General features: G+C 49.0%; 12 protein-coding genes and 1 pseudogene. All 13 read left to right on the top strand.

What is annotated here, in order from left to right; genetic code table 11:
* Positions 1-5: 5 nt before the first annotated feature.
* The 13 genes and pseudogenes from NUH87_RS08945 (at position 6) to NUH87_RS08885 (ending at position 14,838) form a co-directional block, all read left to right on the top strand.
* A complete protein-coding gene (locus tag NUH87_RS08945) occupies positions 6-1,289 on the top strand; it encodes an O-antigen translocase (RefSeq protein WP_338525662.1) in 1,284 nt (427 codons plus the stop codon).
* Complete coding sequence (locus NUH87_RS08940) at positions 1,273-2,538, top strand: glycosyltransferase family 4 protein (protein WP_338525661.1); 1,266 nt, start codon at positions 1,273-1,275, stop codon at positions 2,536-2,538. Before NUH87_RS08945 ends, NUH87_RS08940 begins: the two co-directional genes overlap by 17 nt.
* Before the next feature lie 61 nt (positions 2,539-2,599).
* On the top strand, positions 2,600-3,553 hold the full coding sequence (locus NUH87_RS08935; RefSeq protein WP_338525660.1) for a hypothetical protein: 954 nt from the start codon (positions 2,600-2,602) through the stop codon (positions 3,551-3,553).
* Positions 3,554-3,982: 429 nt separating this feature from the next.
* Positions 3,983-4,966 carry a glycosyltransferase family 4 protein gene (locus NUH87_RS08930; protein ID WP_338525659.1) on the top strand — a complete coding sequence of 328 codons (984 nt, stop codon included), beginning with the start codon at positions 3,983-3,985 and terminating at the stop codon, positions 4,964-4,966.
* Between the two features lie 8 nt (positions 4,967-4,974).
* Positions 4,975-5,832, top strand: a complete 858-nt coding sequence (locus NUH87_RS08925) for an SDR family oxidoreductase (protein WP_338525658.1) — start codon at positions 4,975-4,977, stop codon at positions 5,830-5,832.
* A gap of 28 nt (positions 5,833-5,860) precedes the next feature.
* The gene (locus NUH87_RS08920; RefSeq protein WP_338525657.1) at positions 5,861-6,871 is read left to right on the top strand and encodes a polysaccharide biosynthesis protein; all 1,011 of its coding nucleotides are present in this window, start codon (positions 5,861-5,863) and stop codon (positions 6,869-6,871) included.
* Positions 6,864-7,991: a non-hydrolyzing UDP-N-acetylglucosamine 2-epimerase gene (wecB, locus tag NUH87_RS08915; protein WP_338525656.1), complete on the top strand. Its 1,128-nt coding sequence runs from the start codon at positions 6,864-6,866 to the stop codon at positions 7,989-7,991. The genes NUH87_RS08920 and wecB overlap by 8 nt, the downstream gene beginning before the upstream one ends.
* Positions 7,992-8,004: 13 nt before the next feature.
* Entirely contained in the window at positions 8,005-8,967 is a 963-nt protein-coding gene (locus NUH87_RS08910; protein WP_338525655.1) for an SDR family oxidoreductase, read from the top strand.
* Entirely contained in the window at positions 8,964-9,998 is a 1,035-nt protein-coding gene (locus NUH87_RS08905; protein WP_338525654.1) for a glycosyltransferase family 4 protein, read from the top strand. Before NUH87_RS08910 ends, NUH87_RS08905 begins: the two co-directional genes overlap by 4 nt.
* Positions 9,999-10,093: 95 nt before the next feature.
* Positions 10,094-12,088: a nucleoside-diphosphate sugar epimerase/dehydratase gene (locus NUH87_RS08900; RefSeq protein ID WP_338525653.1), complete on the top strand. Its 1,995-nt coding sequence runs from the start codon at positions 10,094-10,096 to the stop codon at positions 12,086-12,088.
* A 121-nt stretch (positions 12,089-12,209) separates the two neighbouring features.
* Positions 12,210-12,317: pseudogene (locus tag NUH87_RS08895) on the top strand (glycosyl transferase); the annotation flags it as partial.
* Between the two features lie 74 nt (positions 12,318-12,391).
* Entirely contained in the window at positions 12,392-14,386 is a 1,995-nt protein-coding gene (locus NUH87_RS08890; RefSeq protein ID WP_422393931.1) for a polysaccharide biosynthesis protein, read from the top strand.
* Positions 14,387-14,499: 113 nt separating this feature from the next.
* Positions 14,500-14,838, top strand: a complete 339-nt coding sequence (locus NUH87_RS08885) for a ComEA family DNA-binding protein (RefSeq protein WP_040070027.1) — start codon at positions 14,500-14,502, stop codon at positions 14,836-14,838.
* Positions 14,839-14,872 lie beyond the last annotated feature (34 nt).

Genomic DNA, 14,872 nt, shown 5'->3' with positions numbered 1-14,872 from the left:
AGCAAATGAATCTACTTAAAGGCGCCATTTTAACCAGCTGCGCCCATCTATCAAGAATTGTGATGGGCTTTATTCTTATTAAAATAATTGCTTACTATCTTGGCGCCGAAGGTATGGGGGCGTTGGGACACTTTATGAGTGTCTCAACAATGGTCTACATGATTGCCGGAGGAGGGGTAATTAATGCAGTCATAAAATATGCTGCGGAATATGCCAGGCAGCCCAGGCTTTTGCTTAGGTTTGTTTCGGTGTCTGCGACATACTCGGCGATATTTTGTCTTGTCGTTATGTGTGTTGGGGTAGTGTTTTCGAAAAAAATTGCAAGTTTGGTCTTCAAAGACCCGGACATGTATTGGGTTATCATAATACTGGCTGTCGCTCAGGTATTGTTTGCGTTTGTAAACCTGGTGGTGGGTCTCAGTAACGGTTTAATGAAAACGGATATTTATTCCAAGATACAAATATTCGGAAGTTTAAGCGCTTTGCCTATCGTATGGGGGTTGATCTCTCAGTATGGCAGTGTTGGGGCGGCGCTGTCGATTATAGTCCTGTATGCAATCACCTTTATTCCAGCATTTTATTTTTTTTGGAAGTCTAGCTTCAGAAATAAAGTGTCTTTGGTAAAGTTTAAAAAAATTGAATTCCTTCGTTTGTCATCTTATACCCTGATGTTGATGACGAGCGCAGTGACATTTCCAGTAGTTGAAATTATTGTCCGTCAAATGCTGATTGACTCGGCAGGTTATAGTGCGGCAGGTGTGTGGCAAGGGGCTATTAAGTTATCAAGTGCTTATCTCGGCTTTTTCTCAATTTTTCTCGCTTACTATTTTATGCCAATGATTTCGCGGCTTGAAGTAAAGCATGAAATTGGTTTGGTAACACTGAAGTTTGTTGTCCTGATGGCTGTGATTTTTGCTGCTGGTGGTGGTGTGTTATATATTGGGCGGGGCTTTTTTATTCCACTTATTCTGTCATCGAGCTTCAATGCACTTGATGAGGTGATAGTTTTTCAATTGGTGGGTGATTTTTTTAAAGTGCTTTCGTATGTCATAGGATTTGTCGCGGTCGCAAAAGCCGCTACAAAAATCTATATAGCCTCTGAGCTTGTCCAGAATGCGTTGTTCTTATTACTTTCTCTGATGATGCTTAAAGTATATCCAGATACTAAGGGTGTCATGGTTGGTTATGCGATTTCGTACGTTATTTACTTTGTTGTAGTCGTTGTGGTTTTTGCCATTTATTTAAAATCGACATCTATCGGGAGGAAGGCTGATGCTATTCATTGCTAATGTTTTAGAGTTGAATGGTGGTACAACATTTATTTTGAGATTGGCTCGGGAGTTCAAAAAAAGAAACAAGAAGACGGGCGTGTTAGTGCTGTTTGATATTGTTGATAAGGGGCTAGAGGATAAGATTCGCCAATATGCAGATATTTATTATCTAAAAGATATTGCTCGCGAGATTTTTGCTCCGGTCTTCCGCTCGCAACTGGGCGGATTCGTTCCTGTTGACTTTTCGAAAGTCACCGAACTCTTGCATAAGTATAATCATCACGTGCATGTCATGGGAGTTTTTGGGCTTCTGTTCGTAAAACGTTGTTTTGCCGACGTCAGTTTGCCTTTTAAGTTGTCGTTTGGTATTTATCATCAAAATGAAATTATGTTTGATGATGTAGAGTACTATTTTGCCAATAAAGCCAAGAAGTTATTTTCGCTTTTACCTGCAGAAAGTATCGTCTTTTTTAATGAGAAGAATCGCGAATCATATGAGGCTTTTTTTGGGAAAAGTTACGCTGCTTCGACCCTTGTCCCTATCGGTATAGATATTCCGAATAAAGATGTAGGGGTACTTGGAAGTGCTGACTCTGATCGCATTGTATCGATTGGGAATTTACATGAATTCAAAGCCTATAATCGGCACGTCATCAGCTTGTTGCCTGAGTTGAAAAAGGCAAGGCCTAATCTGATTTATGAAATTTACGGCACTGGATCTTACAAGCCAGAGCTTTTAAAATTGGTGTCTTCCTTGAATTTGGAGTCGTCGGTTATATTTAAAGGAGCCATGGCATACGAAGACATTCCCAAGGTTCTGACGGGGGCTCTGGCATTTGTAGGAAGTGGTACTGCTATTGTTGAGGCCGCGGCTCTAGGTGTGCCTTCGATTGTCGGGATCGAGTCTACAGTTGATCCAATTACATATGGTTTCTTGAGTGATATTGAAGGTTTTTCGTATAACGAACTCAGTTCTGCTCAGGAAGTTTTTTCGATAAGCAGTAAGTTGCTTTCCATTATTCAGAGTAGTGAAAGCTGGAGTGCGGCAGCTCATTCATGTAAGGCCAAGGCCCAGAGCTTTTCCATGGTGCATACAGCCAATGGTTTTATAGATCTGGAAAGCAAAGAAATTGATCTTGCTCTGTTTATGGGGGAGAAATATAGCAACTTTATTGCGGCGGCATCTTTTATAAAATGCGCCCTTAAATATAAGTTTGGCCTGGATACAGAGTTTGCCAATAGAAGAAATCAAGGGACTTTAGCTTAAAACTAAAGCACTTGTTGAAATAGGGTCGGTTTCGAAGGGAATTGCTGATGTATACAAAAGCATGAAAGTCTCATCAATAAAATTACAAGCTTTTCTATGGGCTCTTCCATTCTTTTTTGGCAGTCTTTTGGTTTTTCCTTACGCTTTATTGGGGGATCAAGAGTTCTATCGACATTTTTATGCTGGCGTTGCAGGTTTACCCGTTTCAGAAGCTTTCCAGTTTTATAGAGACTCTCTGGGGACGAGTGAACCTGGGTACTTCTTGTTTTCATATGTAGTTGCGCCGTTTTTTGATAAGGATCTAATATTTTCCATTGTGAATTTTTTTTTCGGATACCATATTTTTTTATGGATGCTCCGAAATAATGTGAGTCGCATTCTATTTCCGGCTGTCTATTTGAATTTTTATGTATTGGTCCTCGCATTTTCTGCAGAAAGACTGAAGCTGTCGTTATTATTTTTTTTGATGGGTTCCGCCCAGGCAGGTTTTTTTCGATATTTTTTCTATGCCTTTTCAGTGCTTACCCATGTTCAGACGTTGATGTTGCTTGTTGCAGCTCAAGTCAGAAAAATACTATTCATTATGAATAGACTGCTCTTGGGGAGAATAGAGAAAGGCTTTTTGTCTTTGTCTTTCTTGATGGTAGGCATCGTACTGGTACTTATCGTCCTGAGAGAGCATATCGAATCAAAAATCAGTTTTTACGCGGGTGCTTGGGGAGGGGTGGATTCTATTTTGAAGCCCGTCATATTCACAGTGCTGTCAATATGCTATGCGCGCTCGAGAAGGGTTGAGGCTTTACTTGCATCATTGCCAATGGTGCTGGCTGCTTACTTTATAGGTGCCGAGCGAGTGGTTATATTTTCCTACTTTGTCTTTATGTACTACGGTCTTCAAAGTAGGAGAGGCATGAACGTTTCGGTTGTTTTGACTCTGTTGTATTTTATATACAAGGGGGTCGAGTTTCTGACTGCCGTAGTATTGTACGGGGATGGTTTTGCAAGTGTTCAGTAAGGCTGGACTGAAAGCGTTGTTTGGCGTGATTAGTCACGAAGCTAATCAATGATGAAGGTGAAGTTTTGCGAGGCGTTTGATCTTCTTTGTGCGTGGATTGATGTGGTTGGTGACTTGGGTGATATTTATATAAGGGTTTTGCACCAGGGTCAACTTTAATTGGTATCGGATTTGATGGTTGTTTATGCGAATTTTAATTGTTTCTCAATATTTTTGGCCTGAGACATTTATAATAAATGACCTCGCTATGAAGCTTGTCGGTAAGGGGCATGAAGTCACTGTCGCTACGGGGAAACCCAATTACCCTGATGGCGATATTTATGATGGCTATAGTGCCAAAGGCCTTCAGTCTGAGCGCTGCTTTTCTCTGATCGATGTCGTGCGTGTACCCATTTATCCTCGAGGTAAAGGGGGGCGAAAAAGCTGATATTGAACTATTTGTCATTTGTTTTTATGGGGCTTTTGTATTTCCCTAAAATGCTCAAGGGCAAAAAAATTGATGTTATAATTGTTTTTGCTCCCTCGCCAATCACTCAGGTGATACCGGCAATCCTCCTGAAGTGGCTCAAGCGGGCACACTTGGCTGTTTGGGTGCAGGATTTATGGCCGGAAAGCCTTTCAGCTACGGGGTTTGTTCAGAAAAATTGGATGCTCAAGCTTGTCGGTTATATGGTTCGCGGAATTTATAAATGCTGTGATACTTTGCTATTACAGTCGCATGCTTTTTTTGAACCGACAAAAAAATACGCGCCCGCTGAAAAAATGGTCTATTTTCCAAACTCCATGGATGCAACGGGTTCTTCGATCGTAGATCAAACAATTCCTGCTGCCTTGAGAGCAGAGCTTGAAAGCAACTTCAGTGTTGTGTTCGCGGGTAATGTGGGGACTGCCCAGTCGGTGGAAAGCATTGTCGAGGCCGCCTCGATATTGAAAAATGAACCAGGCTTGAAGATATTCATTGTTGGCAGCGGTAGTATGCTTTCATGGGTTGCAGAGCAGAAAGCGATCCATCATTTGGATAATTTAGTCCTGCCGGGTCGGTTTTCCATGAGCGCGATGCCGGAGATATTCCAACGTTCTGCAGCGTTGTTGGTTGCGTTGAAAGACGAAGAGATTTTTTCTTATACCGTACCCAGTAAAATACAAGCGTATCTCGCCGCGGGCCGTCCAATCATCGGGGCTTTGCGAGGTGAAGGCGCACGAGTGATCAGTGAGGCTGGTGCAGGACTGGTTTGTGCTCCTGAGAGTGGTCAAGCACTTGCTGAGACCATTTTGACTATGAAAAAATGCTCGAGTACCGACCGCGAAAAAATGGGAAGTTCTGGCATAAATTACTTTAACGAAAATTACGACATGGATCTTCAGAGCGATCGATTGATTGATATCTTGACAGCTCGTCTTAATAGAAGGTAGGTAGCGAAATGCGTGTATTAGTCTTGGGTGCAACAGGAATGCTGGGTAATGCTGTTTTCAAAGTCCTCAGTGGTTCGCCTACATTGAGTGTGACTGGAACAGTCCGCAGTGCCAAAGGGATCGAAAGTTTCGATAAATCGATTAAAGGTCGTTTGATCGCCGGTGTGGATGTTCTTGATCAGGATTCTTTGATCGATGTATTCAGCCAGTGTAAGCCTGAGGTTGTAATCAACTGTGTTGGGCTGATAAAACAGTTGAGTTCGGCTAAAGACCCTTTGTCTACGCTGCCCATTAATGCCATGTTGCCCCACAGGCTATCCAAACTCTGTGCCCTGACCTCCGCACGCTTGGTGCACATCAGCACTGACTGTGTTTTTTCCGGTCGGAAGGGGATGTATAAAGAAGAGGATATTTCTGATGCGGAAGACTTGTATGGCAAGTCTAAATATATTGGTGAGGTTAATGACCAACCGCATGTGGTCACTCTTCGTACGTCAATCATCGGTCATGAGCTGAATAGCCAGGCATCGCTCATTGATTGGTTCCTTTCGCAATCCGGTACCGTAAAAGGTTTTTCAAAAGCGATTTTTTCTGGATTGCCAACGGTCGAGCTTGCTCGGGTAATCGCGGATTTTGTGATCCCCAGACCTGAGCTTCAGGGGCTGTATCATGTTTCTGCAGAGCCAATTGACAAGCTGTCGTTGCTGCGTCAAGTCGCTAAAACATATCAAAAGGAAATCAATATTATTCCTGATGAGCAGCTTGAGATCGACCGCTCTTTGGATTCGTCGCGGTTCAGGACTGCGGCAGGATATGCGCCCCCTTCGTGGGCTGATTTAATTGAAGCTATGCGCGCTCAGCGTTAAACTCTTTTTTTAATTTTTGGTGATCAAGATGTTCGACGACAAAATTCTGATGATTACGGGTGGTACAGGTTCGTTTGGGAATACTGTCCTTAAGCGCTTCCTTGACACAAATGTCAAGGAGATTCGTGTTTTTAGTCGCGATGAAAAAAAACAAGAAGACATGCGAATTGCTTTGGGTAATGACAAAGTAAAATTTTATATTGGCGACGTTCGAGACTACGCCAGTGTCTCTCAAGCGATGGTTGGCGTAGATTATATATTTCACGCAGCCGCCCTTAAGCAGGTCCCATCCTGCGAATTTTATCCGATGGAAGCGGTTAAAACTAACGTTATTGGTACCGAAAACGTACTCAACGCAGCGATCGCTAATAATGTTAGTCGCGTCATCGTGCTGAGTACTGACAAAGCTGTATACCCAATCAATGCCATGGGCATCTCCAAGGCCATGGCTGAGAAACTGGTAGTCGCCAAGTCCAGGATCATTCCAGAGACAGGGCCTGTGATCTGCTCTACGCGTTACGGAAACGTGATGGCTTCCCGGGGTTCGGTCATTCCTCTTTTTGTAAATCAACTTAAAGAAGGGAGTGAGTTGACGGTTACAGATCCTAATATGACACGTTTTCTTATGTCACTTGAGGACTCTGTAGACTTGGTTCTCCATGCGTTTGAGCATGCAGAGCAAGGCGATATCTTTGTTCAGAAAGCACCCGCATCGACTGTTGCTGAATTGGCTCAAGCCCTCAAAGAGCTCTTTAAAGGGGACAGTGCAATCAAGGTTATCGGTACTCGTCACGGTGAAAAACTATACGAGTCACTGATTTCGCGCGAAGAAATGGCTAAGGCTGAGGACATGGGGCGCTACTATCGAATTCCGGCCGATAATAGGGATCTCAATTATAAAAAGTATTTTGTCGAAGGTGAGCAAAATATTTCCGAGTTGGATGACTATACGTCTCACAATACTGAGCGCTTGGATATTGCAGGGATCAAAGAGCTTCTTCTGAAGTTGGATTTCATTCAGGAGCAACTCAATGCTTAAGGTAATGACGCTGGTCGGTACGCGGCCGGAGCTTATCAAAATGAGCCGTGTTATTGCGGAGCTGGATAAGCAGACCCATCATGTTCTGGTTCACTCGGGTCAGAATTACGATTACGAGCTTAATCAGGTTTTTTTTGAAGACCTGGAAATCCGCAAGCCGGATCATTTCCTGGGTGCTGTCGGCGAGACGGCGGCTCAGACTATTGCTGAAGTGATTTCTAAATCGGATGAAATATTCGAGTTGGAAAAGCCAGATGCACTTTTGTTGTATGGGGATACCAATACCTGTCTGGCTGTTATTGCGGCCAAGCGCAGAAAAATTCCAGTTTTCCACATGGAAGCCGGTAACCGTTGTTTTGATCAGCGTGTGCCCGAAGAGTTGAACCGTAAGGTTCTAGATCATCTAAGCGATATCAATCTCGTTCTGACCGAGCACGCACGTCGTTATCTTTTGGATGAGGGCGTGAAGCCTGAGACCATTATAAAGACCGGCTCGCATATGGAGGAGGTGCTTGAGCATTACATGCCTAAGATTTTGGCGTCCGATATATTGGAGCGCGAAAAACTTGAGGATGGGAAGTTTTTTATAGTCAGTACCCATCGCGAAGAAAACGTGGATACGCCAGAGAACTTGCTTGATCTTTTGGCGTCGCTTCGCGCGCTGGCTGATAATTACGGTTTCCCGATCATTGTTTCCACGCACCCGCGTACACGTAAACGGCTTGAGGCATTAGGTGAGTCGCTCGAGCATCCGTTGATCCGATTTGTAAAACCTTTTGGTTTGCTTGATTACATTAAGTTGCAGATGGGATCGTTTTGCGTTCTTTCTGATAGCGGCACCATCACTGAAGAGGCGTCACTGTTAAACCTGCCGGCTGTCACCATTCGTAATGCTCATGAACGTCCTGAGGGCATGGACGAAGGGACGCTGATTATGTGTGGGCTTAAAGTTGACCGGGTATTGGACGCGGTACGGGTTGTGACAAGCCAACATGATCGTAGTGCCCGGGTCATTCCCGTGGTGAAAGACTATTTGGGTGGTCCGGTATCAAAACAGATCGTGCGAGTTGTCTATAGTTACACAGACTATATTAATCGTACCGTCTGGTCCAAGGCATAAAAGGGAGAAGAGCATGCGCGTATTGGTAACTGGATCGTCTGGATTTGTCGGCAGTAGGCTGCTTAAGGTATTGGCGAACAAAAAAAGCATTGAGGTTTTAGCCGCTGCGCGCCGTGAATCTTTTGATCATCCCGTTTCAGTGCGTGTGTTGAAAGAGTGTGAGCTTTCCCCTTCCATGGATTGGGCGCCACATCTAAGTGGTGTTGATGTTATCGTTCATGCTGCGGCTCGTGTGCATGTCATGAATGATGAAGCGCCTGATCCTCTGGCGGCTTTCAGGGCTGTCAATGTTCAAGGGACGATGAAGCTTGCAGAGCAAGCGGCTTCGGCGGGTGTCCGTCGTTTCGTTTTTCTCAGCTCTATCAAGGTCAATGGTGAGGGCACGACAAAGGGAAGTGCCTACTCAGCTGATTCTTTGCCCGCACCTTCTGATCCCTATGGTATTTCCAAAATGGAAGCAGAGCAGGCGCTGAGGGCTCTTGCAGAAAGAACGGGCATGGAAGTTGTCATCATCAGACCAGTCTTGGTATACGGACCTGGTGTCAAGGCCAACTTCTTGAAAATGATGCAATGGCTTGATAAGGGTGTGCCCTTGCCCTTCGGAGCAATCCGCAATAGTCGAAGCCTCGTTGCATTAGATAACCTGGTTGATCTCGTTGTGACCTGTATGGAACATCCGGCGGCTGCTAATCAAACATTCATGGTGAGTGATGGGGATGACTTGTCTACCTCCGAACTGTTACGCAGGTTGGCACATGCCCTGGGTAAACCCGCGCGTCTTCTGCCTGTGCCTGGCTGGATCCTCAAGGCAGCTGCCAGTCTGATTGGCAAGAACGACCTGTCGCGGCGACTATGTGGGTCACTTCAGGTTGATATAAGCAAAACACGTGATGTATTAGGTTGGACACCTCCGATTTCGGTGGATACCGCTTTGAAGGACACGGCTTTACATTTTCAGGAGAGTCGGAAACGATGATTTACTGGTGGTTAATTCCGGCTGTTGCCATTATTTCTTTGGGCTTGACGGCGGGCTTGCGTCGTTATGCTCTCGCTCGAAGCATTATTGATGTTCCCAATGCTCGCAGTTCTCACTCTATTCCGACTCCACGGGGTGGCGGAGTGGCAATCGTTGTGGCCTTCCTTGCCTCGCTGCCCTTGTTGGGATTGGCCAATCTAGTTCCTTGGACAGAACTGATTGCTGTGGGAGGGGCGGGCGGCTTAGTTGCAGTGATTGGTTTTATGGACGATCACGGCCATATAGCAGCTCGCTGGCGCTTATTAGGTCATTTCAGCGCTGGAGCTTGGGTTTTGTTCTGGCTCGGGGGCCTGCCTCCTGTCAGTGTCATGGGCTGGGTCGTGGATCTTGGCTGGATTGGACATATTTTGGCTGTCATTTATCTTGTCTGGATGCTCAACCTGTATAACTTCATGGATGGCATTGATGGTATCGCCAGTATCGAGGCCTTGTGTACCTGCTTGGGAGCCTGTTTGCTTTATTGGCTTGGCGATTTTTCCGGACTTTTCTGGGCGCCATTGATATTGGCGATGGCCGTTGTGGGCTTTCTCTATTGGAACTTTCCTCCTGCACGTATTTTTATGGGAGATGCAGGAAGTGGTTTTCTCGGTATCGCCTTGGGGGCCATTTCCTTACAAGCTGCCTGGGTGTCATCATCGTTGCTTTGGGGGTGGTTGATCCTGCTGGGTGTGTTTGTCGTTGATGCAACATTTACCTTGCTGCGTCGGTTGATACGTGGCGATAAAGTTTATGAAGCCCATCGTAGCCACGCTTATCAGTTTGCCTCTCGGAAGGTCGGTAAGCACCTGCCAGTCACACTGGCGGTGGCGTGCATCAACCTATTTTGGCTATTACCTATTGCTATCTGCGTCATAAAGCTAGGCCTTGATGGTGTGTATGGTCTAGTGATCGCTTACTTGCCGTTGATCGTCCTGGCGATAAAGTTTCATGCAGGAGAGCTGGAAAAAGCGTCGCCGTCCTCGGCTGTGTGAGGTTTGGTATTTCTATTGTCTTGAATGTGCTCGAGTGTGATCGCTAGTAGCGTCCTCTCTAATTTAAGTGTGGCAAGAGGTGTTCAAAAGGGGTTATGGACAGATTCCGAGCTTTATTGTTAGGTCTTCCGCGCCGCAGTAAACGACTCATTCAGGTGTCGACAGATGTCGTCCTTGTCTGGTTCGCGCTCTGGATGGCATTTGTTGTTCGTTTAGGGATTGACGATATGGTCAATCCTTTTACTCAGCACCTCTGGTTATTCCTCGGTGCTCCAGTGGTCGCAATTCCCCTCTTTATCCGCTTCGGGATGTACCGGGCAGTGATGCGCTATTTCGGCAATGATGCGCTGATTGCGATTATCAAGGCCGTCAGCCTTTCGTCGCTGATGCTCGGAGTGGTGGTGTACTGGTACAGCAACCATCAGAACGTCGTGCCCCGCTCGATCATTTTCAACTACTGGTGGTTGAGCCTGATCATGGTGGGCGGGTTGCGCTTGGCCATGCGCCAGTATTTTCTGGGCGACTGGTTTACCGCGGCGCAGCATGTTCCGTTCACCAACCGGGACAACGGGTTAACGCGCGTTGCCATCTATGGTGCGGGTGCTGCGGGTAACCAACTGGTTGCCGCCTTGCGCATGGGGCGGGCAATGCGTCCGGTAGCGTTTATCGATGATGATAAAAGCATTGTGGATCGGGTGATTTCCGGCTTGCAGGTGTACAAACCCAAGCACATTCAACGCATGATCGAAGAAACTGGCGCTCAGGAGGTCCTGCTGGCCATTCCTTCCGCCAACCGTGGGCGTCGCCGCGAGATCCTGGGTTTTCTGGAAGGTTTTCCGTTGCACGTTCGAAGTGTGCCGGGGTTCATGGACCTGGCCAGCGGCCGGGTCAAGGTTGATGACATTCAGGAAGTCGACATCGCAGACCTGCTTGGCCGCGATGCGGTGCCGGCGCAGGGCGGTTTGCTCGAGCATTGCGTCAAGGATCAATCGGTTCTGGTCACGGGGGCGGGTGGCTCTATCGGTTCCGAGCTGTGTCGCCAGATCCTCGCACTGAGGCCGACCACGCTGCTGTTGTTCGAGCACAGTGAGTTCAATCTTTACAGCATTCTGTCGGAACTCGAGCAACGTATTGCCCGTGAGTCGCTGTCGGTGCGGCTGCTGCCGATTCTCGGTTCAGTGCGCAACCAGGACAAGCTGCTGGACGTGATGAAAACCTGGCACGTGGATACGGTGTATCACGCGGCGGCCTACAAGCATGTGCCGATGGTCGAGCACAATATTGCCGAAGGCGTACTGAACAATGTGATGGGGACGCTGAATACCGCGCAGGCAGCTCTTCAGGCCGGTGTGGCGAACTTTGTGCTGATTTCGACAGACAAGGCCGTGCGCCCGACGAATGTCATGGGCAGTACCAAGCGACTGGCGGAACTGACGTTGCAGGCCCTGAGCCGTGAACTGGCGCCGGTGATGTTTGGTGACAAGAGCAGCGTGTCCCGGGTCAATAAAACCCGGTTCACGATGGTGCGATTCGGCAATGTGCTCGGGTCCTCCGGTTCGGTGATTCCGCTGTTCCACAAGCAGATCAAGTCGGGTGGCCCGCTGACGGTCACGCATCCGAAGATTACCCGTTATTTCATGACGATCCCCGAGGCCGCGCAACTGGTTATTCAAGCCGGCTCGATGGGCCAGGGCGGTGATGTGTTCGTGCTGGACATGGGCGAACCGGTGAAGATTGTCGAATTGGCGGAGAAGATGATTCACCTGTCGGGTTTGAGTGTCCGTTCGGACAAGAATCCTCACGGTGATATCGCCATCGAGTTCACCGGGTTGCGTCCCGGCGAGAAGCTCTACGAAGAGCTGCTGATCGGTGACAACGTCGCCGCCACCCAGCACCCGATGATCATGAGCGCCAATGAAGACCATCTGCCTTGGGAGGTGCTCAAGGGCAAGCTGACGGAATTGCTGTCTGCCATTGAGCGGGATGATTATTCGCGGGTCCGCCAGCTGCTGCGGGACACCGTCAGCGGTTACGCCCCGGACGGAGAGATTGTCGATTTGATCTACCGTCAGCGTCGACTGGAGCCGTGATGGCAGGAGCGCTGCTGTACTGAGGTACTGCGCCAGGTTGCACAGGATTTGGCGATAAAAATGAGGCCGAGAATGTAGTCTTGTCATTGGATAAGCGTGCATTCCGGCCTTTTTTCGTCATCCTGCGCGGATTTTCATGGGGGATGCAGGAAGTGGTTTTCCAGGCATGGCGTTAGGCGTATTTTCGCTACAGGCGGTCTGGCATAGCACGAGTCTGTTTCGGGTGTGGTTTCGTGCCGGAGCGTCATGCACGAAATTGAGCTGGTTTTGTTCTGTAGATTACAAAAGGTGAGCGACGGGATTATGGATAAGATGCGAGCATACTTGTTAAGCCTTCCGCGTCGACACAAGCGCATTTTGCAAGTCACCACAGACATTTTGCTGGTTTGGCTGGCCTTGTGGATGGCATTCGTCGTCCGCTTGGGCATCGACGATATGGTCAATCCGTTTACCCAGCATGTCTGGTTGTTTCTGGCCGCCCCGGTTATTGCTGTCCCTCTTTTTATCCGCTTTGGCATGTACCGGGCGGTGATGCGCTATTTCGGCAATGATGCCCTGATTGCGATTATCAAGGCCGTCAGCCTTTCGTCGCTGATTCTCGGGATGGTGGTGTACTGGTACAGCAACCATCAGAACGTCGTGCCCCGCTCGATCATTTTCAACTACTGGTGGCTGAGCCTGATCATGGTGGGCGGGTTGCGCTTGGCCATGCGCCAGTATTTTCTGGGCGACTGGTTTACCGCGGCGCAGCATGTTCCGTTCACCAACCGGGACAACGGGTTAACGCGCGTTGCCATCTATGGTGCGGGTGCTGCGGGTAACCAGCTGGTTGCCGCCTTGCGCATGGGACGGGTCATGCGTCCGGTGGCCTTTATCGATGATGATAAAAGCATTGTGGATCGGATGATTTCCGGCTTGCAGGTGTACAAGCCCAAGCACATTCAGCGCATGATCGAAGAAACCGGCGCTCAAGAGGTCCTGCTGGCCATTCCTTCCGCCAACCGTGGGCGTCGCCGCGAGATCCTGGGTTTTCTGGAAGGTTTTCCGCTGCACGTTCGAAGTGTGCCGGGTTTCATGGACCTGGCCAGCGGCCGGGTCAAGGTTGATGACATTCAGGAAGTCGACATCGCAGACCTGCTTGGTCGCGATGCGGTACCGGCGCAGGGCGATTTGCTCGAGCATTGCGTCAAGGATCAATCGGTTCTGGTCACGGGGGCGGGCGGCTCTATCGGTTCGGAGCTGTGTCGCCAGATCCTCGCCTTGAAGCCGACCACGCTGCTGTTGTTCGAGCACAGTGAGTTCAATCTCTACAGCATTCTGTCGGAACTCGAGCAACGTATTGCCCGTGAGTCGCTGTCGGTGCGGCTGCTGCCGATTCTCGGTTCAGTGCGCAACCAGGACAAACTGCTGGACGTGATGAAAACCTGGCACGTGGATACGGTGTATCACGCGGCGGCCTACAAGCATGTGCCGATGGTCGAGCACAATATTGCCGAAGGCGTACTGAACAATGTGATGGGGACGCTGAATACCGCGCAGGCAGCCCTTCAGGCCGGTGTGGCGAACTTTGTGCTGATTTCGACAGACAAGGCCGTGCGCCCGACGAATGTCATGGGCAGTACCAAGCGACTGGCGGAACTGACGTTGCAGGCCCTGAGCCGTGAACTGGCGCCGGTGATGTTTGGTGACAAGACCAACGTGTCCCGGGTCAATAAAACCCGGTTCACGATGGTGCGATTCGGCAATGTGCTCGGGTCCTCCGGTTCGGTGATTCCGCTGTTCCACAAGCAGATCAAGTCGGGCGGCCCGCTGACGGTCACGCATCCGAAGATTACCCGTTATTTCATGACGATCCCCGAGGCCGCGCAACTGGTCATTCAAGCCGGCTCGATGGGGCTGGGCGGTGATGTGTTCGTGCTGGACATGGGCGAGCCGGTGAAGATTGTCGAATTGGCGGAGAAGATGATTCACCTGTCGGGCTTGAGTGTCCGTTCGGACAAGAATCCTCACGGTGATATCACCATCGAGTTCACCGGGCTGCGTCCCGGTGAGAAGCTCTACGAAGAGCTGCTGATCGGTGACAACGTCGCCGCCACCCAGCACCCGATGATCATGAGCGCCAATGAAGACCATCTGCCTTGGGAGGTGCTCAAGGGCAAGCTGACGGAATTGCTGTCCGCCGTCGAGCGGGATGATTATTCGCGGGTCCGCCAGCTCCTGAGGGACACCGTGAGCGGTTACGCCCCGGACGGAGAGATTGTCGATTTGATCTACCAGCAGCGTCGTCTCGAGCCCTGATCGTTACACACGCTGTAACTGATGCATTTTTGACAGACTCACAGCATGACCTAGGTTTGGGAGGCAGCTTCGGAAAAGCTGCTTCTACCCATCGATGTCATGGAGTGTCACTTATGCGTACAGGCCTTCTCTCTTCCTTCGCTTTCGCCCTGCTGCTGGGCATCACTGGCGTGGTCAATGCTGCTCCGACCGCAACCGCCAAGACCGACCCGGCAGCTCCCGCTTCAAGCCAGGCAGCCGCAACCGCCAAGCCCGGCAAGCTCAATCTCAATACCGCCGACGCCCAGACCATCCAGAGCGAGCTCTCCGGTATAGGTGAAGCAAAAGCCCAGGCCATTGTCGCCTATCGCGAGGCGAACGGTCCTTTCTCTTCAGTGGATGAGTTGCTCGAAGTCAAAGGCATAGGCAAGTCGCTGCTCGACAAGAATCGCGACAAGCTTGATATCAACTGAATACGGTCATCGGGGGAAGGGGCCTTTCCAGTGA

The organism is Pseudomonas batumici, from assembly GCF_036585405.1.
GTDB lineage: Bacteria > Pseudomonadota > Gammaproteobacteria > Pseudomonadales > Pseudomonadaceae > Aquipseudomonas > Aquipseudomonas batumici.
The sequence above is the reverse complement of the archived record's forward strand: the minus strand, read 5'-3'. Positions and strand labels throughout refer to the sequence as shown.

What these genes read in the sequence shown, in the direction of transcription:
- NUH87_RS08945 (WP_338525662.1), top strand. Translation starts at nt 6, where the DNA reads ATGAATCTACTTAAAGGCGCCATTTTAACCAGCTGCGCCCATCTATCA.
- NUH87_RS08940 (WP_338525661.1), top strand. Translation starts at nt 1,273, where the DNA reads ATGCTATTCATTGCTAATGTTTTAGAGTTGAATGGTGGTACAACATTT.
- NUH87_RS08935 (WP_338525660.1), top strand. Translation starts at nt 2,600, where the DNA reads ATGAAAGTCTCATCAATAAAATTACAAGCTTTTCTATGGGCTCTTCCA.
- NUH87_RS08925 (WP_338525658.1), top strand. Translation starts at nt 4,975, where the DNA reads ATGCGTGTATTAGTCTTGGGTGCAACAGGAATGCTGGGTAATGCTGTT.
- NUH87_RS08920 (WP_338525657.1), top strand. Translation starts at nt 5,861, where the DNA reads ATGTTCGACGACAAAATTCTGATGATTACGGGTGGTACAGGTTCGTTT.
- wecB (WP_338525656.1), top strand. Translation starts at nt 6,864, where the DNA reads ATGCTTAAGGTAATGACGCTGGTCGGTACGCGGCCGGAGCTTATCAAA.
- NUH87_RS08910 (WP_338525655.1), top strand. Translation starts at nt 8,005, where the DNA reads ATGCGCGTATTGGTAACTGGATCGTCTGGATTTGTCGGCAGTAGGCTG.
- NUH87_RS08905 (WP_338525654.1), top strand. Translation starts at nt 8,964, where the DNA reads ATGATTTACTGGTGGTTAATTCCGGCTGTTGCCATTATTTCTTTGGGC.
- NUH87_RS08900 (WP_338525653.1), top strand. Translation starts at nt 10,094, where the DNA reads ATGGACAGATTCCGAGCTTTATTGTTAGGTCTTCCGCGCCGCAGTAAA.
- NUH87_RS08890 (WP_422393931.1), top strand. Translation starts at nt 12,392, where the DNA reads ATGGATAAGATGCGAGCATACTTGTTAAGCCTTCCGCGTCGACACAAG.
- NUH87_RS08885 (WP_040070027.1), top strand. Translation starts at nt 14,500, where the DNA reads ATGCGTACAGGCCTTCTCTCTTCCTTCGCTTTCGCCCTGCTGCTGGGC.